Genomic DNA, 19,671 nt, shown 5'->3' on the forward strand with positions numbered 1-19,671 from the left:
AGTTCGCGCTGCCCGAAGCCGTGGCGCTCCTGCGCGACGTGCGGCGGCGTGCAGCAGCGCAAGGTGAAGGCGGCGCGCTCGTCTGCGTGAGCGCCGCCGATCCCCTCAATCTTCTCGGCACGCTGCTGCCTGGCGAGAAGGTGCCCGCGCTCGCCGGCAACCGTATCGTGTTCCGCGACGGCGTGCCGGCCGCCACCCTGATTGCCGGCCGCTTCGGCTTTCTCGGCGAGTTCGACGAAAGCACCCGCGCCGAACTCCGAGCCCGCCTCGCGAAGCCCTGGTGAGGCGCGCTGGGCGCGCGGGCGGGACTGGCTGTTAGTTGCGTTGCTCTGCCTGCGCGCAAGGCTTCAGCACGTTGCGCGTGCCGTCGAAATGCCGGCGCACGCGCAGGCCGTTCGCCACGACGAGCAGACTCGCGCCCACGTCGGCGAACACGGCCATCCAGAGCGTGGCCTCGCCCGCCATCGCGAGCACGAGAAACACGGCCTTGATGCCGAGCGCAAGCGCGATGTTTTGCTTGAGCACGCTCGCGGTCTTGCGCGAGAGGCCGATGAACGCGGCGATTTTGCGCGGATCGTCGTCCATGATCGCGACGTCGGCGGTTTCGAGTGCGGTCGCGGTGCCCGCCGCGCCCATCGCGAAGCCGATGTCGGCGCGTGCGAGCGCGGGCGCGTCGTTCACGCCATCGCCGACCATTGCCGCCATCCCGTACTGCTTCGAGAGCGCGGCGATCGCGTCCTGCTTGTCCTGCGGCAGCAGATCGCCGCGCGCGTCGTCGATGCCGAGTTGATCGGCGATCGCCCGCGCGGTCGACGCGTTGTCGCCGGTCAGCATGACGGGCGTCACGCCGAGCGCGCGCAAGGCGCGCACGGCCGGTGCGCTTTCCGTACGCAGCGCGTCGGCCACGGCGAACACGGCGACGGCCTCCTGCGGCGCGCACAGCACGATCGCCGTCTTGCCCGCTATTTCCAGCGCGGCCAGCTGCGCTTCGAGTTCGGGCGAGCACAAGCCGAGCTCCTCCACCAGACGGTGATTGCCGAGGCGCCAGAGCGTGCCGTCGACGCGGCCCTGCACGCCGCGACCGTTCAGCACCGCGAACTGATCGACGGCGAGCAGGCGTGCCTCCGGCTGTCGCGCCCGCCAGCCTTCGACCACCGCGCGGGCGACGGGGTGCGTACTCGCATCGTCCAGGCTCGCGGCAATGCGCAGTGCTTGTTCTGTTGAAAGCGGCGGTTCGCTGGACTCCCCTGCGCCGACCAGCGCCCGAATCGGCGCCTTGAGCGCATCGGTCAGGACAGGTTCGCCGCGTGTGAGCGTGCCGGTCTTGTCGAGCGCGACGGCCTTGAGCAGCCGGCCGCGTTCGAGCCACACGCCGCCCTTCACGAGCATGCCGTGGCGCGCGGCGGCGGCCAGCCCGCTCACGACCGTCACCGGCGTCGAGACGACGAGCGCGCACGGGCAGGCGATCACGAGCAGAACGAGCGCCTTGTAGAGCCATGCACTCCACGCGCCACCGAAGACGAGCGGCCCGGCCAGCGCCAGCACCACGGCAAGCACGACCACGGCCGGCGTGTAGTAGCGCGCGAACTGGTCGACGAAGCGCTGCGTGGGCGCGCGCTGCGCCTGCGCCTCCTGCACCGCCGCGGCGATGCGAGCGAGCGTGCTGTCCTTCGCGGTCGCGGTGACGAGCGCTTCGACCACGCCATCGACGACGATGCTGCCCGCGTAAAGCACCGCGCCGGTTTCCTTGTCGACAGGCAGGCTTTCGCCCGTGATCGGCGCCTGATCGAGCGCGGCTCGGCCGGCGATCACGCGCGCGTCGAGCGGCACGCGCTGGCCTGTACGTACACGAACACGGCTGCCGACAGCCACATCGCCCACCGCGCACTCGCACCATTCGCCTTGCCCGGATGCGCCCTCGCTGGGTTGCCAGACTTCGGCGGCCTCAGGCGCGAGCGCGGTCAGCGCACGGATGGCCTGACGGGCGCGTTCGAGCGACAGCGCCTCGATTTCCTCCGCAAGGGCGAACAGGAACACCACCATCGCCGCTTCCGGCCACTTGCCGATTGCAATGGCGCCGATCAACGCCAGCGACATCAGAAAATAAATGTTGATTGTGAAGTTGCGCAGCGCGATCCAGCCCTTGCGCAGCGTGGGCAGACCCGCGCACACGATCGAGATGGCTGCGCAAGCGAGTACGAGCAGGCTGGTTTCCCGGCCGGTGCGCCAGGCGAGCACCTCGGCGCCTGCGGCTGCCACGCCGCTCACCGCCAGCAGCAGCTTCTGGCGCAGTACGAGACCGACCGGCGCAGGCGGGGCGTCTTGCGCGGACGCGCTTTCATCCAACTCACGCGGCGCCATGTCGAGTGCGCGCAGCGCGGCGACGACCGGCTGTGTATCGTCGAGCCGATGATGGACAGTCAGCTCGCGCGCGAGCAGGTCGAAATCGAGGCGCACGACGCCCGGCAGGGACTCGAGCCGGTTGCGGATCAGGCGCTCTTCGGTCGGGCAATCCATGTTTTGGATGCGCCAGCGAGCGCGGCGCGTGCCTTCGGGCGCCGGAGCCGTGTTGCGCTGACTTTGCGGCGGCGTGCTGTGCGCAGTGTCGCCGTGACAGCAGCTATGGGCGTGCGCGTGACTGTTCGGCTCGGTTTGTCCGTGGCCGTGCTCGTTGTCGTGGTCATGGTTGTGGCCGTGACCGCGGCCCTGATCGTTGTCGTGGCCGTGCGCATGGCCTTGGTCGTGGGCGTGCTCGTGACCATGGGCACGATCATGGTCGTGCCCTTGATCCTGGTCGTGCCTATGCCCGTGGCCGCCGCACGCGCCGCCCACGCCACCAGACCCGTGAGCGCCGCCCACCGTCCGTTCCTCATCACGCGCGCGAAGGCGCTGCGCAATGCCGAGCCGCGACACGTAGCTCTGGTTCATAGCCGGTTTCTCCCAAAAGTGACACAATCATTGAACAGCCTGTAGCCGCTACAGGGTCAAGTGATTTGGGAGAGCCGCGACCATGCGAATTGGTGAACTGGCGCGCTGCGCGCACTGCGACGTCGAAACGGTGCGCTTTTACGAGCGCGAAGGCCTGCTGGACGAGCCCGCGCGCGAAACCAACGGTTACCGCAGCTACACGGCCGTGCACGCCGCGCAGCTCAACTTTATCCGTCATTGCAGGTCACTCGGCATCGGGCTCACGGACATTCGCATGCTGCGCCGCTTCCAGGCCGACCCGAGCCAACCCTGCGACGAAGTCAACGAATTGATCGACAGCCAGATCGAGCGCATCCATCAGCAGATCGAAGCGATGCGCGTACTCGAGCAGCAATTACGCACGCTGCGCGAGAGCTGCCATGCCAATCAGAGCAGCAGCGCGGAGTGCGGGATCATGAAGAGTCTCGAAAAGCCCGTCGACGACGAAAGCTGCTCATGCCATGGTGACGGGCACGCTGCACAGGACGCGCCGCCTGCAGACGGCGCGCCATCCCCTCAGCGCCACTAGCCGCTCAAGGGGCAATTCAAGGCGCGGCGGCGATCACTTCGGCCACCGTGGCCGTGAGCTTCTTCGCGTAGGGCACATGGAGGAACTCGTTCGGCCCGTGCGCGTTGGACTTCGGGCCGAGCACGCCGCACACCATGAACTGCGACTTGGGAAACCCTGCCTGCAGCACGTTCATGAGCGGGATCGTGCCGCCCTGGCCGAGATACGCGCAGTCCGCGCCGAAATGCGTGCGCGAGGCGGCGTTGAGCGCTTCCGTGAGCCACGGAGCGAGTTCCGGCGCGCTCCAGCCGTTGGCCGCGCCCGCGTCCGGCCTGAAGGTGACCTTGGCGTTATACGGCGGATCGAGTTCGAGCAGCGCCTTCAGTTCGGCTACGGCCTTCGAAGCCTCGACTAGCGGCGGCAGGCGCAGCGAGAGCTTGAACGCCGTCCGCGGCCGCAGCACGTTGCCGGCGTCGGCGAGTGCGGGCAGGCCCGCCGCTCCCGTGACCGAAAGCGAAGGCCGCCACGTGGAGTCGAGCAGCGCCTGCTGCGGGTCCGTGGTGGTGGGCAGCACGCGCCGGCCGTCCTGGCCGCACGCCCAAGGCATGGTCTTCCAGACGCTTTCACCAAGGATCTTCGCCGTGGCCTCGGCCTCGCTCAAGCGCTGCGCGGGGATCGCGCAATGGAAACCCTTGGGCAGCAGCGTGCCGCTCGCGGCGTCTTCGAGACGCTCGAAGAGCTGCCGCATCACGCGGAAACTGGACGGCGCAATGCCGCCGTAAGAGCCCGAGTGAATGCCCTCCTCGAGCACTTCGACTTCGAGGTCGCCCGCCACGAGACCGCGCAGCGACGTGGTGAGCCAGAGCTGGTCATAGTTGCCCGCGCCCGAATCGAGACACACGACGAGACCGACGTTACCGAGCCGCTCGCGCAGCGCGTCGACATAAGGCAGCAGGTCGTAGCTGCCCGACTCCTCGCAGGTTTCGATGAGACCCACGCAACGCGGACGCTCGATGCCCTGCGCGTCGAGCGCGGCGAGCGCCGTGACGCTCGCGTAGATCGCGTAGCCGTCGTCAGCGCCGCCGCGCCCGTAGAGGCGTCCGTCTTCGAGCTTCGGCGTCCAGGGGCCGAGGTCGTTGCGCCAGCCCGCGAATTCCGGCTGCTTGTCGAGGTGGCCGTAGAGCACGACCGTCTCGCTGCTTCCCGAGCGCGTGGCGGGCGCCTCGAAGAAAATCACCGGCGTGCGATTGGGCAGCCGCACGATCTCCAGCTTCAGGCCGCGCACCGGCTGCTGTTCCGCCCACTTCGCGGCCTCCTGCACGACGCGCTCGAGATAGCCGTGCTGGGCCCACTGCGGATCGAATGCCGGGCTCTTGGCCGGCACCGCGATGTAGTCGGTCAACGCGGGCACGATCTCGTCATGCCATTTCCGTTCGACGAAGGCGCGCAGTTCGTCGTGGTCGAGTTGACGGGTGGCCTCGGACGGGTCGGTGATCATGGTGTGGGTTCCCAGCGATGAAAAACCCGATGATAGACCCGAACCCCCACCGGCCGACACCCCTCGCGCCCGGTGATGGCCGTCCGGCCAGGGCATGGCGTGCGCTCAGGGCCAATCCGCGCGACAATGATCGTTCGGGCATATTCCGCCCTTTTTTCTGGAGAATGGAAATATGGTGAGCCGTTCCGTCTTCGAGATCATCGTTCTCGCAGCGGTGGTCGCGCTCTACTTTCTCCCAGCGCTGATCGCCGACAGGCGTCAGCGACACGACCTGCTGGTCATCGCAGTCTTCAATGCCGTGCTCGGCTGGACACTGCTCGGCTGGCTGCTGGCGCTCTTCTGGGCGCTGCAACCGAATCCGCCGAAGGATCTCGGCGGCCAGACCAGGATTCGCAGCCGCCGGCTGGGGATGCTGCTCTTCTCGCGCCGGCTCGACGACCGGGTCCAGGCGCGCGAAAGCCGCGCCACTGAGAGCAAGCGCTCGCCGCATTGAGGCCGTCGCGGCTTATCCGTTTGGCCAACGTTTCAGGCCATGGCGCGCAAGCGCTGCCGTCGCATGAAATAATCACCGGGAATCAAGCTGCGTTGGCCGCGCCGTTTTGATCGTTTTGATCGCCCTATATCAGGCTGAAGCGCACAGCGTTGTGCCCATCGCTCGAGTCGCCTTCACACCCATCAGCAACCCAAGCAAACATCAACACGGAGCCTCGTCATGCCACACGCCGCCCCGCTGCTCGCCTTTGCCGCCGTCGCACTCGGCATGGCGCTCACGCCCGGACCCAACATGATCTACCTGATCTCGCGCTCGATCTGCCAGGGGCGCAAGGCGGGCCTGATCTCCCTGGGCGGGGTCGCGCTCGGCTTCGTGTTCTACATGCTGTGCGCCGCCTTCGGCATTACCGCGTTGCTCATGGCCGTGCCGTTCGCCTACGACGCGCTGCGCCTGGGCGGCGCGCTCTATCTGTTCTGGCTCGCGTGGCATGCGCTCAAGCCCGGCGGCCGCTCGCCGTTCCAGGTGCGCGAGTTGCCCGCCGACCGCCCGCGCAAGCTCTTTCTGATGGGGTTCGTCACGAACCTTCTGAATCCGAAAATTGCCATTCTGTATTTGTCGCTGCTGCCGCAGTTCATCGACCCACATCACGGCAGCGTGCTCGCGCAGTCCATCGTGCTCGGCAGCGTGCAGATCGCGCTTTCGATCAGCGTGAATGCCGCCGTGGCGATGACGGCGGGCACGATTGCAGCGTTTCTCGGCGACCGGCCGGGCTGGCTCAAGCTTCAACGCTGGCTCATGGGGACGGTACTGGCCGGACTCGCCGTGCGTATCGCCGCCGAAGGCCAGCGCTAAAGCAAACGGCCGGGCGCATCCGGCCCGGCCGCTACTTCATCGTATTTGACGCGCCTGTGGCGCGTGTGCAGTCTGCGTGGGTCTACGCCTCAGACCCTGCCGATGGCCCTTCCGCCAGCCGGGCTGCGCATCTTGACGAACGCCGCGGGAATCGAGCGCGGTTCGATCTGCACCATGTCCTGAGCGAACATGTCCTGGCGCAGTTCGCCTTGCTCGTCGAACCACTGGCAGATCAGCCAGTGACCGCTGGCAAAGCCAACCGGACCGGCATACATGACGGTCATGCGCGGACCGCCCGATTTCAGGGTGACAACGTCGCCAATTCCGGCCATGGCAGCGAGCGGCTTTTCGGCTACGTCGATGGTCGTATCAAGCATGATGTGCCCCGTTAAAAAAGTCGCACAGAGAAAAAACCCGGGCGGGTTAGCCCCTGGCTCCCGCCCGCCCTTTCGATAATCAGAATGGGACGGTCATTAATAAGTTTGGCAAGACTAACAACTCGAATTAATGCGTGCAAGTGGTTTCCATTAAACCTGCTGAAAACCCTGTTATTCGACGCACGCCGAAACCCCCGTTTAATCCCTTCCCGCACAATTTACGCGGAAAGCCGTACATGGCTGGAAAAAGCTACCGGGCAAGGTTTCCCCCAAAACAGTCATATTATTTCGAATCCCCAACCAGAAAATCCCGCAATGCAGCGGCAATAAACATGGCACACGGCAACTGCATTAACGATTTCGTCCAAAAACCGGAAGCCCTGCCAGAGCGAGTGGAAACGTTTTCTACACGGATAAACCGTCCGTTCGATTAATTCGCCCACGCCGCACTTGAACTGTTCTCCTGGGGGGAAATCCTCATGTTTTACCGATGCCCTCAAAATTCTGCGGTTGAAATACGGTTGTCACTTAAATGGAATTGCAGTGCGGTGCAAAAAAATGCCCCATCCGGCAAAACCGGATGGGGCTGCGCGCGCAGGACGCGGTCAGTCCGCTTATTCGGCAAACGGCAAGGTCGTCTGGCCTTCCGCGCGCATGGCGAAGACATTGAGCGTCATTGCGACGAGCGCGTAGTAGCCAAGCAGCCCGACCAGGTTGATCGTGGTTTCGTAGCCAAAGCGCTCGACAGCACGCGCGTAGGTCGCGTCGGACACACGCTTCGCGTCGTACAGCTCGGTGGTGAACGCGTAGATCAGCGCGTCGTCGGGCTCGTCGAACCGGGGCGCGACGCCCGTGCGGATCTGCTCGGCCAGCACCTCGGGCACGCCCGCCTTCAGGGCGATGGGATAATGGATGTACCACTCGGCCTGCGCCTGCCAGCGCGCGGCCGTGACGAGAATCGCCAGTTCTGAGAGGCGCAGCGACAGGCCTGTCTGGTAACGACAGAACGCCCCAAGGCGCTGCGCATGCTGCGCCAGTTCCGGGCTGTGGATCCAGCCGAGGAACGGACCGTTGAGGTTGCCGCGCGGACCGGAAAGGATCTCGTCCAGCACCGCCTTCTGCTCCGGCGTCGCCTGGGCAGCGTCGAAAGCGGGAAGCCGCGAGGTCGGGTTTTGCGTCATCAATGGACTCCGTTGGAGGTTATGACCGGCGCGCGCGACCGTTTGCGGTCGCCGCGATCTCGGCCGCCGCTAGCGGCGGACAGTTAGTTGCACTTCAACTCCATACAGCGAAGCTTACGCCGGGCGCGCCACGCCCGTTACGTCGAGCGCACCGTCGACGGCCGCGGCAAGCCGCTCGACGATCGAGTCGATGTTCTGCTCCGTGCAGATGAAAGGCGGCGCGAGCAGCACATGATCGCCGTTGCGGCCGTCCACGGTGCCGCCCATCGGATAGACCATCAGGCCGCGCGCGAACGCCTCGCGCTTGATCGCCGCGTGCAGCTTGAGCGCCGGGTCGAAGGTGGCCTTCGTGGCGCGGTCCTTCACCAGCTCGACACCGACGAACAGGCCGCGGCCGCGCACATCGCCCACGTACGGATGGTCCGCATAACGCTCGCGCAGACGCGCACGCAATTGTTCGCCGCGGGCGAGCACGTTGGCGAGCAACTTCTCCTCGGCGATCACGCGCTGCACTTCGAGCGCCGCCGCGCAGGCCGTGGCGTGGCCGATATACGTGTGGCCGTGCTGGAAGTAGCCGCTGCCGCCCACGATCGTCTCGTAGATGCGCTGGCTCACGAGCGTCGCGCCGATCGGCTGGTAGCCTGCGCCCAGGCCCTTCGCGATCGTCAGCAGGTCCGGCGCAACGCCGTCCTCTTCGCAGGCGAACAGATGGCCGGTGCGGCCCATACCCGACATGATCTCGTCGAGGATCAGCAGCACGCCGTAGCGGTCGCACACCGCGCGGATCTTGCGGAAGTAGTCGCGCACGGGCGGCACCGCGCCGGCCGTTGCGCCCACCACGGTTTCCGCGACGAAGGCCGCAACCGTTTCGGAACCGAGTTCGAGAATCTTCTGCTCGAGTTCATCGGCGAGGCGCTGCGCATAGGCCTCGTCGGTCTCGCCTTCGTGGCGCTCTCGGTACGCAAAGCAAGGGCTCACGTGATGCGATTCGATCAGGATGGGCAGGAACGGCTCGCGGCGCCACGCATTGCCGCCGATCGCGAGCGCCCCGAGCGTGTTGCCGTGATAGCTCTGCCGGCGCGCGATGAAGTGGCGGCGCGCAAGCTCGCCCTTCTCCACGAAGTACTGGCGCGCGAGTTTGAGCGCGGCCTCGATCGCCTCCGAACCGCCCGACACGAAGTACACATGGTCGAGCCCCTTGGGCGCCGCGGCGATGAGGTGATCGGCGAGTTGCTCCGAGACCTCGGTCGTGAAGAAGGAGGTGTGCGCGTACGGCAGTTGCTGCGCCTGACGCTTGATCGCGTCGATCACGCGCTGGTTGCTGTGGCCGAGGCATGAAACCGCGGCGCCGCCGCTTGCGTCGATGTAGCGCTTGCCGGTGGAATCGACGATTTCGATGCCTTCGCCTGCCACCGCGACGGGCAAGCTTTGCTTCGGCATCCGGTGAAACACCTTGGTCATATGTGTCCTCGATGAAGTCCGTGAATATTTAGCGGTTCGCGCCGTCTGCATGGCGCGCGTTCGAATCGATAAAGCGGCCAAGCACGCGCTCGCCGCCCTGCCAGACGTCGAACGCCACGCCGCGCGGCTCGACGCGCATGCAGGCGGTGGCGAGCGTGTTCTCGTCGTCGGGGTCGTGCGGATCGTCGCGGAAGATCGGCAGGCCGGCGCCCGCGCGATCCTGCAGCACCTGCACGAAAGCCGCGCCGTCGGGCTGCGCGCCAAGCGCGGGCAACAGCTCGGCGAGACGGGTCTGGCGATCGCGCGACGAGTCGGTGACGATCTGCGCCTCACGCTCGCAGCCCGAGTGAATGAGGTGATTCGCGTGTCCCGAGGGCGCGCTCACTTCGCGCGCCGAAGCGCGCTGCGCAGTGGCTTCGACGCTAACCACACGCACCTCGCCCGCCTCGTCGGTCCCGCCGATCGTGTGGTGGAAGCCGCTCGCGCGCGGCGTGTCGCGCAGCAGCGCGAGGGCTTCTTCCAGCGTCGCGCAATCGAGCACGGCGCGCGCCAGGATCATGCGCGGCACACCCACGCGCGGCTCGCGGATGCGCACGTTGTTGATCGCTTGCGCAAGTCCCGCACGCGTAGCTGCGAAGGTATGCCCCGGCAGCGAGCCCGGATAGTAGAAGCTGAGGAAACCGGGCTTTCCGTCGGGTTCGACCTCGACCACGCTGCAGTGGCCATGCAGCCAGGGGTCGCCGTCTTCGTTGTGCGCGATCAGGCCCACACCCGGCGTGCGCACCGCGAGCGTCGTGCAGCCGTCCGGTGCGTGGTGGATCAGTTCACCGCGGCAATTCCAGAGGAACAGGTCTTCCGCGGACCAGTCCAGCGCCTGCGCCATTGCGTCGATTTCCGCGACATAGGTCGGAAAATACTGTGCGGCTGCGGCGCGCAACTGCTGCGCAAACGCACTGCCGCGCCAGCGGCTCACCGCCCGCCAGGCGCTGCTTTGCGCCATGTAATCCGCAAAGATCGGCTTCACGAGTGCGCCGAGCTGCCGGCCGATCGCCTCAGGCGAACCGGCCACGCGGATAGTCTTGAGTTCCTGCATCTGTTTCTCGCTTTTGCTACCGGTATGGGTCTACCTCTTCCTATAGTGCGCTTTATACGTCACCGCAACATATGTTGTCAAATTAAAAATCGATCACAACAAATGCGATGGAAACGAGCAAAGCAAAGCCGGATGCCTGCTCACAACGACATCCGGCTGCGGGAAAACAGGCGCGAAATGGCGCGGAAATGCCGGGGGTGGCGCTCAGGGCACGTAAGCGCCGCGTGCGTTCAAGGAACGCTCGGCCTGTTCGAGCTGCGCGATCGCGCCCGAGCCTTCGAGCGCCAGCAGATGGGCGACGAGCGACTCGGCCAGGGCCGTCGCAGCGACGAGCGAAGGGAAAAACGATGGGCTTTCGTGCGTGAAGATCAGCGCCTTGTCGGCGTTCAGCGCAATGGGCGAGACGGCGCTGTCGGTAATCGCGATCAGGCGGCTGCCTTTGGCGAGCGCGGCCTCGGCCACGCGCACCGCCTCGACCGAATACGGTGCGAAGCTGACAACAATCGTTGCGCTGTCGCGCTCGATGCCGAGCAACTGCATCTCCAGCGTCCCCGCCTCGCCGCCCAGCAAGGAAACCGAAGGCCGGAACAGGCGGTATCCGTAGACGAGCCCGAACGCCACTGCATAGCACGAGCGAAAGCCCGCCACGTGCACATGCTTCGCGCGACGCAACACGCGCGCCGCCTCGACCATCGAGCGGGTATTGTGCGCGGCGCTCGCCTCCAGATTGTGCTGTTGTGCGACGAGCAGGTCGCGCGCAAGGCCGTCCTTCGCATTGCCCGCCACGAGCGAGCGGGCCCGCGAGGAAAGCGGCTCCGGCCGCGTGCGCACGCGCGCGACGAACAGGTCCCGCAGCTCGTTCCAGCCCGGAAAGCCCAGTTGCTGGGAAAGCCGCACGAGCGAAGCAGGCTGCACGCGGGCGCGCTCGGCCACTTTGCGCATCGACGAAACGGCCACTTCGTCGGGATGGTCGAGCAGGAAGGCAGCGCCGGTCTGGAACTGCGGGCTCAAATCGGAGAAACGCGCGCGGATCAGCGCGGCGAGCTGGTCGAAACTGTCTGGCATGCGTCGCTCTGGCAGTGGGTGACAACAAATGTTACCACCGGTGTTGCCGGATGTTGCAAGTCGGGACAGATGACGATGTCGCGCATGCCGACGGACGCGGGCTCCATCCAGGCGCCCGCGTGCTTCATACATCGAAGAGTCGGTTCAAGCCTGTTTGCCCCACAGATCGTCAATCGCTCGGATCGCGAGCAAGTATCCGTTCGCTCCTGCCCCGCAAATTACCGCGGTGGCCGCCACCGAAATCGTCGAGTGACGATATTCTTCCGAGCGTTGGTGAATATTGGTGATATGCAATTCCACGACTGGCCGGCGGATGAGCTTGACTGCATCGAGCACCGGAATCCGACCGAATGAAAAGCCGGCCGGATTGATGATCAGCGCGGCGTCCTGCAGGAATGCTTCCTGAATCCAGTCGATCAACTCGCTTTCGCTGTTCGTTTGACGAAATACGCAGTCGAACTTGAGCGCGTCGGCCAGCGTGAGGCAATTCTGTTCGATGTCCTTCAGCGTAGTGCTGCCATAAAGATGAGGCTCCCTCGCGCCCAGCATGTTCAGGTTGGAACCATTGAGGATGTAGAGTTTGCGCGTCATGGTGTCAGTGTGTAGAAGAGCGTTCGAGGACCGTGTCCTTGGTTTCCCGGGACATTGCGATCATCAGGAAGGAGATCAGGTTCAGCGAGCCGCAGACCGCTACGATGGCCCACGGGGAACCGTGAAAGGCATTGAGCAGCGCCACGGCGACGATAGGCATCGGGCCGCCGGTGAGCAGGTTGGCTCCCGAATACGACAGTGCGGACCCTGTGTAGCGCGCCTCGGTCGGGAATGACTCGGCGAACCAGACTGGCTGGATGCCGCTCTGGAACTGTGTAAAGCCGAGGAACGCGCCCATGACTGCCATCGTCATCGCGATCGAGTTGTGGTTGAGGATTGGAAAGTAAATCAGGCAGCAGATCAGCGTGCAGGCCGAACCGATCATCAGCGCACGTTTGCGTCCGATCCGATCGCTCAGATAGCCGCCCGCCAGCGCGCCCACGATGGCGCAGACATTCGCCACCATCAACAGCATGAAACCGGTCTGCTTAGGCACGCCGAGGTGTTTCGTCAGGTAGCTGAGCGAGAAGACCACGATCAGATAAAACAGCGCGGCCGGGCCGCAGAAGAACAGCGTCAGGCGCAGCGCGGTGCGCCAGTGATATTTGAAGACCGTGCCGAGCGGATTGGCGGCGCGTGTGGATGCGCCAGTCCTCTTGAGCACCTCGAACGCCGGTGTCTCGCTCACCTTCCTGCGGATGTAGATGCCGAGCAGCACCAGAACGAAGCTCGCGAGAAACGGCACTCGCCAGCCCCAGGTATCGAAGTCGTCCGATGAAAGCAACGCGGCCAATGTAAAGAGCGAAAAGTTGGCGAGAATCTGGCTGAGTGGCGAACAAATGCCAAGCAGACCTGAATAGCAGCCGCGCCGGTTAGCAGAGGCATGCTCCACCGCCATCAGTTGCGCGCCCGTCGATTCGCCGCCAAGCGCGAAACCTTGAATGATGCGCAGCGACACCAGCAGTGTCGGCGCGAGGATGCCAACCTGGTGGTAAGTGGGCAGCAAGCCCATCAGGAACGACGACGCGCCCATCACCGATACGGTGATCAGCATCAGTTTGCGGCGTCCCCAACGGTCACCGAGCATCCCGCAGATCACCGCGCCGAGCGGGCGGGCGGCCAATCCAGCCCAGAAACTCGCCAGCGACGCGAGCAGCGCAGCAGTCGGGTCGAGCGACGGAAAAAACAGCTTGGGAAAGATCGTGGCCGCGACGACGCCATACAGCGCAAAGTCGAACCATTCGAGCGCTGTACCGACGGTTGCCCCCGCTACTGCCCGACGCGCCATCAAGTGAGCTTGCGCGGACCGCCCTTCCCCGGCGAGGTCCGAATCAGCGAAAAATGACATGTTGTCTCCTGGATTCTCGATATGGCGAAGCGTTCGTTTCTGGCGACGAACAGGTGCTATTGTTTGCGCTGGACAGGCGGGGCGTTCCGCACCGGAACTCCATTTCATAATATGGAAGTTGGCGAAAAATGTCGCTTAGAAACGGCCTGAGAATTCTCGATCTGCTGGCGTCGCAAGGCGAAGGTGCAGGCCTCGCGGCTATTGCCGATGCCTTGTCTCTGCCGCGCAGCACCTGCCACCGCCTGCTCGCCGAACTCATCGAAAGCGGGTATGTCAGGCAGCGGGTCGATCACAGCCGCTACATCCTTACCATGCGCATGACGTCGAACGGACTCGAATTCCTGAGCCTCACGGGCATCGCGGACATCGCCCAGCCGATCATCGAACGCGTCGCTGCCCAGACAGGCGAACTCGCGCGACTGTCGCTGGTGGATGGCGAAGCGATCATCTGGGTCGGGAAGGCGGACGGACAGCGCACCGGCTTCCGCTACGATCCCGACATGGGCCAGGCGGCACGACTTTCATGCACGTCGACCGGACATGCATGGCTCATGACGATGACCGATGAACAGGCGGCCTCGCTGGTCTTGAAGCAAGGCTTCGGACAGCCGAATGAGTTCGGACCCAATGCGCCGACGACACTAAAAGCGCTGTTGGGTTTCGTGCATGCTGCGCGCGTGCGTGGCTACGCGATGATCGACGAGGTGTTTGCCCCGCGTATGTCGGCAGTGGCGGCGCCCGTGGTGAACGGTTCGCGCTGCGTCGGCGTCATCAGTGTTGCCGGTCCCCGGGTACGGCTAACGACCGGGAAGATTCACGAGTACTCTGGACTGCTACGCGAGGCGGCCAATGAACTGGCCCAGTTGAGCAATATGGCGGGATTCTCACGTCGGCCGCCGCTCGGAAAGGGGTGAGGGTGCAGAATCCAGTCAATATTTAAAATCGCACTGAAACGCAACACGTCCGGGGATGATCGGGTGTCGCTGAGTGAGTTTGCTTAGGGAGTGAGCAATAGTATCAGGAGCGGAAGCCAGGTGCTCAACGACATCATGGATTCCTATACGAAGGTAGGGCTGAAGGCCTGGCTGCTTTTTCGCAGCGACGTAGGTCAGTGCATACACTCCGCCAGTCGCGGTTTCAACCCGGACACTCAATCGCATTTCCCCGAGCCGTCCTTCTTGCTCAATTTGTCGAACACGAGTTTGTAGCCAGTCACGAACCCCGTGGTGACAACACTCGCTGACGGCAGCCTCGCGACGAGGCGTCGTACCGACATGTTGGAGCCATACGCGAAATAAGTAAATTCGCTGCTCGAGTCCATAGCTGTGATTGCCTTTGTGACAACTGCAGTGGCACATAACGCACGGCAAGCCAACTGCAACGCGTTCCCGCACGGCGGCACGGTTTCAGCGTCAATACGTGTTCAAGGCAGTGGAATCGGAACATGAATGTAACCACCTTTCACGTCGCCGTAAGCATATGTGCGCCCTTCGACCAGGTATCTCGCGGTCAGCGCACACAGCGCGGCATCGAAGTCGTCAATCGATTTCAAGCCAGAGGCGTCGATCATAGCGCTTTCCAGTACTTCTGGCCGTTGCCGGCGCTTCTCCTTCGCAGACGTCCCATCCTTGCCGCGGAGAGCGCAAGTCACGGCATGGGGAAATGTTTCGAAGCTAACACGCCCGCCCTGGAAATCGCGAGATGACAGTAGCGGATAGTCGGAAGAAAAGACTTGGTAAATGGCTTCTCCGTTGAACATCCACCGGTAGAAGCGCCCAGGATTCTCATCGGCCCGTTGTCGGGTTGGCGTGGCGAAGGAAAAGATGCGTTGCCGCGCAAGTTCCCGTTCCGCACGCCGCCCTTTACGTTCGATACCCCATTGGCATGGAGCATCGATCCCGACGGCCTGCACGCCGTACTCGAGGCAGGCTCGCAGCATCTCCTGCGGGGTTATGGTATCGGCAGGCCGGAAAGCTCGACTGCCCTCCAGAATGACCAGATGGCAGCCCTTCTTGTCACCGCCTACGTCGATGCCAGCAACCGTCCGTGTGTTCAAGCGGTCCCCGCCACGAGTAACAAGCGCTGAACCGGGCCGGAAGCAGGCTTCCGGAGCCCGGTGTGCGCCACTCAGGCCGCAGCGGCCGTGCTCACAGCTTCAGTGGCCGCCGCAGGCGCGGCAACTTCGACGGGCGCCGTTGATTTCACCACAAGCTTCGGCGCACGGGCCTTGCGGACGGCCGGCGATTTCGCCGCTGCGCCGTTCTTCGGCGCAGCTTTGCGTGCCGGCGAAGATACCTTCTTGACAGCAGCCTTTTTCGATGCAGCGTTCTTTTTTGCGGCGGCCTTCCTCGCTGCCGGCGCCTTGGCTGTCTTCACTACAGGCTCGGCCTTTTCAATCAAAAACTTCGACCGGTCCTTCGCGCCAGCGAGCCATGCCGGTGCGATGCCACGACCGGACCACGTCGCGCCGGTTTTCGGGTCGCGATATTTTGGCGGTTGCGGCCCGCGCACGTAGTTACCTGCCTTGGGCGCCTTCACTGCAGCAGCCGGTTTCGGCGCCGCGCCTGCAATCAGGAACTTGCTTCGGTCCTTGGCGTTTGCAATCCAAGCGGGAGCACGACCATGGCCGGTCCAGGTCGCGCCAGTTTTGGGATCGCGATATTTCGCTGCCGACGAGCCCTGCTTCGCGACAACGGCCTTTCCCGGCTTGCGGCCGCGCCGCTTGCCGACAAACGCCTCGATGTCGGCAACCGTCACGGCATGCTTGTCCATCAGGCCGCGAATCTTCTCGAGTACCGCCGACGATTTCGTCGTTACCAGCGATTCTGCCTGAGCCTGCAGCTTTGCGATTCTTGCCTGAATCGATTGGAGCGTAGCCATTCGTGGATTTCCTTTGATAAGTTAGTTTTTTCCACTATGCCACATCGAACGACGAATACAACATTTGGTGTCGAATTAGTTTGCGCGAGGCACTGAGAAACATTACTTTCTATTTCAAAATCGGTAAGTCGTCTGACTTCCAGTCAGGAAACGCGAGTAAAAGCCATGTCGGCGGCTACGCCTGTCTGATTGCGCTGCCGCAAGACTCACGCACGATGAGCGGAACCGCCATCATCGAATGCAACTCGTCGGGTCGTTCGCCAGCCCGATTTCCTCAGTCAACGTTAATTCAATTCGGCTGATCCGTGCCGCGACTCGTGCGTGTACGCAAGCCGTTCAATTGCGATATCGACGGATCGGCACCGCTTCGACCACGTGCGGACACGTTCCGGATAATTACGCTAGACTGGGATGTCCGTCGCGCCTGAACCTTCGCCATCATGTCGTCGGTTGCCCGTCTTGTTTCATGGTCCATCCGTCACCGGATCAGCGTGATTGCGCTATCGCTCGTCCTCGCGCTGCTGAGCGGTTACTACGTCTCCCATCACTTCAAGATCAACACGGCTACGGACCGGCTACTGACTGTCGACAAGCGGTGGGACAGCTTGTCCAGGTCGCTGGATCGCGCCTTTCCGCAACGAGGGGGCTCCATTCTCGTCGTGGTGGAATCGAGTGCGCCGGAATTCGCCGACACCGCCGCCAGCGAGCTTGCCACTGCATTGCGCAAGGACACGCACCGGTTCGTTGCGGTGACGCAGCCGGGTGCCGGTCCCTTCTTCGAACACAATGGGTTGCTTTTTCTGTCGTTGCGCGACGTGCAGTCCACGACATCGCAGTTGACGCAAGCGCGCCCGTTGCTCAACGCGCTCTCGCATGACCCCAGTCTGACCGGTCTCGCCAACTTGCTGACGACGACCCTGCTTTTGCCGCTGCAAATCGGGCGGGTCAAGCTGGAGCAGATGGCTCCGCTTCTCGATCAAAGCGCGGACGTCATGGACCGCGTGCTAGCGAACCAGGCCGCCGCTTTTTCGTGGCGGTCGCTGATGGATTCCCACGCGACGTCACCTGCGCGCGCATTCGTACTCGTGCAGCCCGTGCTCGATTACGCATCGCTGAGGGCAGGCGGCAACGCATCGGCATTGATACGCGACACGGCGGCCTCGCTGCATCTCGATGCGAGATTTGGCGCACGCGTGCGCCTTACCGGCGAGCAACCGCTCGCCGATGACGAATTCGCATCGGTCCAGGACGGTGCGGCATTGAATGGCGCCGTGACGCTTCTCGTCGTACTCGGCATTCTCTGGGTGGCGCTTCGGTCCGCCAAACTGGTACTGGCCGTTTTTATCTGCCTCGTCGTCGGGTTGCTCATCACTGCAGCTTTGGGACTGGTGATGGTGCACGCCTTCAACATGATCTCGGTCGCGTTCATGGTGCTATTCGTCGGCCTGGGCGTCGACTTCGGTGTGCAATTCACCGTGAGATATCGGGAAGAGCACTACAAGGACAGTCGTATCCCCGTCTCATTGATGAGTACGGCAAATACGCTAGGCGGTCGCCTGTCCCTCGCCGCGATTGCCGTCGCCGTTAGCTTCTTTTCGTTTATTCCGACTGCTTATCGCGGCGTGTCGGAACTGGGCAAGATCGCCGGAGTGGGAATGATCGTCGCCTATTTCACCAGTGTGGCGCTCTTGCCCGCGCTCATCAGCGTGCTGCGGCCAGGAGACGAAAAAGTGTCGCCGGGCTTCAGGCGGCTTGCCGGAACCGACGACTTCCTCGACAGGCATCGCAAAGCCATGTTGGCCGTGGCGGCGGTTGCCATTCTCGGCGCGTCGCCCTTGCTGCTGCACCTGCGCTTCGATTTCAATCCACTGCATCTCAAGGATCCACGCACGGAATCGATGGCAACCCTGCTCGCACTGAAAGACTCGCCCGAAATTGGCATCAACAATGTGCGCGTCATGGCGAATTCCTTGAGCGAAGCCGATGCGATCGCCGCCCGCTTGTCAACGCTGCCGCAGGTGGGCAGAACGGTCACGCTCACCACTTTCATTCCGACTGACCAGGCAGAGAAACTCGCCGCAATTGCAGACGCTGCCCGTGTATTGGACCCCGTCCTGGCGCAGGCGCCCGCGCCGCCGGCAAGCGACGCCGTTCGCGTCGACGCCTTGCGTCGTGCGGCGCACCAGCTCTCGCTTGCCGCAGAGGATCACCCCGGGCCCGGCGCCGCCGAGGCGACGCGACTGTCACACGTGCTGACCCGTCTGGCCGACGCGCCGAGCACGACACGCGATCGCGCCGACCATGCGATGACGGCACCGTTGAAGATCGCGCTCGCGCGATTGGTTGCGCTTCTCGATCCTGCCGAGATCACCCGCGCCAATTTACCGCCCGGGATCGCAAGAGACTGGGTCGCCGCCGACGGCAAGGCAATCGTCGAAATCTCTCCCCGCGTCCCGAGCGGTATCGACCCCAATGATGACGCGATGTTGAGAAGCTTCGCCAACGCAGTGAGTTCTGCGGAACCGAATGCGATCGGCGGTCCGATCTCGATCCTGTACTCAGCTAACCTCGTCATCAAGGCATTCCTTCAGGCGAGCGGATACGCCCTGGTAGCGATCGTCGTCATCTTGTGGATCGCGCTGCGCCGGGTCGACGACATCCTTCGAACCGTTGTGCCGTTGCTCGTTTCCGCGCTTTTGACACTCGAATTGTCTGTAGCGCTCGATCTGCAGTTGAACTTCGCGAACATCATCGCGTTGCCCCTCATGCTTGGCGTAGGCGTCGCATTCAAGATCTACTATGTGATCGCCTGGCGAGGTGGCGCAACACGGCTGCTGGAATCCAGCCTGACTTATGCGGTTGTGTTCAGCGCAGCGACAACGGGCGCAGCGTTCGGTAGCTTGTGGTTCTCACATCATCCCGGGACATCGAGTCTGGGTGCTCTGCTCGCGTTGTCGCTTGTGTCTACGCTGATTGGCGCGGTGGTATTTCAGCCCGTGCTGATGGGACGGCCTCGCGCCGCACAGTTCAAAACGCTGGCGTCAGCAGACTGAGATCGCGCCTGTGCGGAACTTGAAACCTGGCATCGTTACGATCGCTAGCGTTTCCCTGCACCCTGCAACGCTTCGAGCAAGCTTCGGGCGTCGTGCTCTCCGCCGTAGAGATGGCCGTTGATAAACAGCGTGGGTGTTCCATGCACCCCACTCCGTATGCCACTCGCGAAGTCGCTCTGAATGCGCTCGTCGTTACGGCCGCTGAACGCAGCAGTCAAACTGTCAGGAGGAAGACTCCGTTCGTCAGCGTACTGCGCGATGTTTTGATCTCCAGGGACCGCTGATTCTCGTACAAGATAGGGTC

The 19,671-nt window shown here is 63.7% G+C and carries 17 protein-coding genes and 1 pseudogene; 6 read left to right on the forward strand and 12 right to left on the reverse strand.

The window, feature by feature from the left end:
* Positions 1–284: pseudogene (locus AB4Y43_RS33170) on the forward strand (ATP-dependent helicase); the annotation flags it as partial.
* A 31-nt stretch (positions 285–315) separates the two neighbouring features.
* Here the strand turns inward: AB4Y43_RS33170 and AB4Y43_RS33175 are convergent.
* On the reverse strand, positions 316–2,832 hold the full coding sequence (locus AB4Y43_RS33175) for a heavy metal translocating P-type ATPase (RefSeq protein WP_368729726.1): 2,517 nt from the start codon (positions 2,830–2,832) through the stop codon (positions 316–318).
* 178 nt (positions 2,833–3,010) lie between these two features.
* Between AB4Y43_RS33175 and AB4Y43_RS33180 the strand changes: the two genes are divergently transcribed.
* Positions 3,011–3,496: a Cd(II)/Pb(II)-responsive transcriptional regulator gene (locus AB4Y43_RS33180; protein ID WP_368729700.1), complete on the forward strand. Its 486-nt coding sequence runs from the start codon at positions 3,011–3,013 to the stop codon at positions 3,494–3,496.
* A gap of 16 nt (positions 3,497–3,512) precedes the next feature.
* On the opposite strand, the gene AB4Y43_RS33185 is transcribed toward AB4Y43_RS33180, so the two are convergent.
* Complete coding sequence (locus tag AB4Y43_RS33185; RefSeq protein ID WP_368729701.1) at positions 3,513–4,973, reverse strand: M20 family metallopeptidase; 1,461 nt, start codon at positions 4,971–4,973, stop codon at positions 3,513–3,515.
* 172 nt (positions 4,974–5,145) lie between these two features.
* Between AB4Y43_RS33185 and AB4Y43_RS33190 the strand changes: the two genes are divergently transcribed.
* Positions 5,146–5,466, forward strand: a complete 321-nt coding sequence (locus AB4Y43_RS33190) for a superinfection immunity protein (protein WP_368604818.1) — start codon at positions 5,146–5,148, stop codon at positions 5,464–5,466.
* Between the two features lie 219 nt (positions 5,467–5,685).
* Positions 5,686–6,318 (forward strand): LysE family translocator, encoded by a 633-nt coding sequence (locus tag AB4Y43_RS33195; RefSeq protein WP_368729702.1) that lies wholly within the window; start codon positions 5,686–5,688, stop codon positions 6,316–6,318.
* Positions 6,319–6,407: 89 nt separating this feature from the next.
* Here AB4Y43_RS33195 and AB4Y43_RS33200 read toward each other — a convergent pair whose 3' ends face one another.
* The 7 genes from AB4Y43_RS33200 to AB4Y43_RS33230 form a co-directional block, all read right to left on the reverse strand.
* Positions 6,408–6,695, reverse strand: coding sequence for a YodC family protein (locus AB4Y43_RS33200; RefSeq protein ID WP_069261973.1), 288 nt, complete (start codon positions 6,693–6,695; stop codon positions 6,408–6,410).
* Between the two features lie 614 nt (positions 6,696–7,309).
* Positions 7,310–7,876: a carboxymuconolactone decarboxylase family protein gene (locus tag AB4Y43_RS33205; RefSeq protein WP_069261974.1), complete on the reverse strand. Its 567-nt coding sequence runs from the start codon at positions 7,874–7,876 to the stop codon at positions 7,310–7,312.
* Positions 7,877–7,990: 114 nt separating this feature from the next.
* On the reverse strand, positions 7,991–9,337 hold the full coding sequence (locus tag AB4Y43_RS33210) for an aspartate aminotransferase family protein (RefSeq protein ID WP_368729703.1): 1,347 nt from the start codon (positions 9,335–9,337) through the stop codon (positions 7,991–7,993).
* Positions 9,338–9,365: 28 nt separating this feature from the next.
* Positions 9,366–10,430 (reverse strand): C45 family autoproteolytic acyltransferase/hydolase, encoded by a 1,065-nt coding sequence (locus AB4Y43_RS33215; RefSeq protein ID WP_368729704.1) that lies wholly within the window; start codon positions 10,428–10,430, stop codon positions 9,366–9,368.
* Between the two features lie 204 nt (positions 10,431–10,634).
* Positions 10,635–11,495, reverse strand: a complete 861-nt coding sequence (locus AB4Y43_RS33220) for a MurR/RpiR family transcriptional regulator (RefSeq protein ID WP_069261977.1) — start codon at positions 11,493–11,495, stop codon at positions 10,635–10,637.
* Positions 11,496–11,639: 144 nt separating this feature from the next.
* Positions 11,640–12,086, reverse strand: a complete 447-nt coding sequence (locus tag AB4Y43_RS33225) for a type II 3-dehydroquinate dehydratase (protein ID WP_069261978.1) — start codon at positions 12,084–12,086, stop codon at positions 11,640–11,642.
* A gap of 4 nt (positions 12,087–12,090) precedes the next feature.
* Positions 12,091–13,374, reverse strand: a complete 1,284-nt coding sequence (locus AB4Y43_RS33230; protein ID WP_368729727.1) for an MFS transporter — start codon at positions 13,372–13,374, stop codon at positions 12,091–12,093.
* Between the two features lie 188 nt (positions 13,375–13,562).
* On the opposite strand from AB4Y43_RS33230, the gene AB4Y43_RS33235 reads away from it, so the two are divergent.
* Positions 13,563–14,348, forward strand: coding sequence for an IclR family transcriptional regulator (locus tag AB4Y43_RS33235; protein ID WP_069261980.1), 786 nt, complete (start codon positions 13,563–13,565; stop codon positions 14,346–14,348).
* 509 nt (positions 14,349–14,857) lie between these two features.
* Here the strand turns inward: AB4Y43_RS33235 and AB4Y43_RS33240 are convergent.
* Both AB4Y43_RS33240 and AB4Y43_RS33245 read right to left on the reverse strand, forming a co-directional pair.
* Entirely contained in the window at positions 14,858–15,490 is a 633-nt protein-coding gene (locus AB4Y43_RS33240) for a DUF429 domain-containing protein (RefSeq protein ID WP_368729705.1), read from the reverse strand.
* Between the two features lie 71 nt (positions 15,491–15,561).
* A complete protein-coding gene (locus tag AB4Y43_RS33245) occupies positions 15,562–16,314 on the reverse strand; it encodes an H-NS family nucleoid-associated regulatory protein (RefSeq protein ID WP_368729706.1) in 753 nt (250 codons plus the stop codon).
* Positions 16,315–16,754: 440 nt separating this feature from the next.
* Here AB4Y43_RS33245 and AB4Y43_RS33250 point away from each other — a divergent pair, with 440 nt between their 5' ends.
* Complete coding sequence (locus AB4Y43_RS33250; RefSeq protein ID WP_368729707.1) at positions 16,755–19,367, forward strand: MMPL family transporter; 2,613 nt, start codon at positions 16,755–16,757, stop codon at positions 19,365–19,367.
* 44 nt (positions 19,368–19,411) lie between these two features.
* Here AB4Y43_RS33250 and AB4Y43_RS33255 read toward each other — a convergent pair whose 3' ends face one another.
* Entirely contained in the window at positions 19,412–19,585 is a 174-nt protein-coding gene (locus AB4Y43_RS33255; protein ID WP_368729708.1) for a DsbA family protein, read from the reverse strand.
* Between the last annotated feature and the right edge of the window lie 86 nt (positions 19,586–19,671).

Origin of the sequence: Paraburkholderia sp. BR10872 (assembly GCF_040965835.1) — a bacterium.
Classification (GTDB): Bacteria; Pseudomonadota; Gammaproteobacteria; order Burkholderiales; family Burkholderiaceae; genus Paraburkholderia; species Paraburkholderia nodosa_A.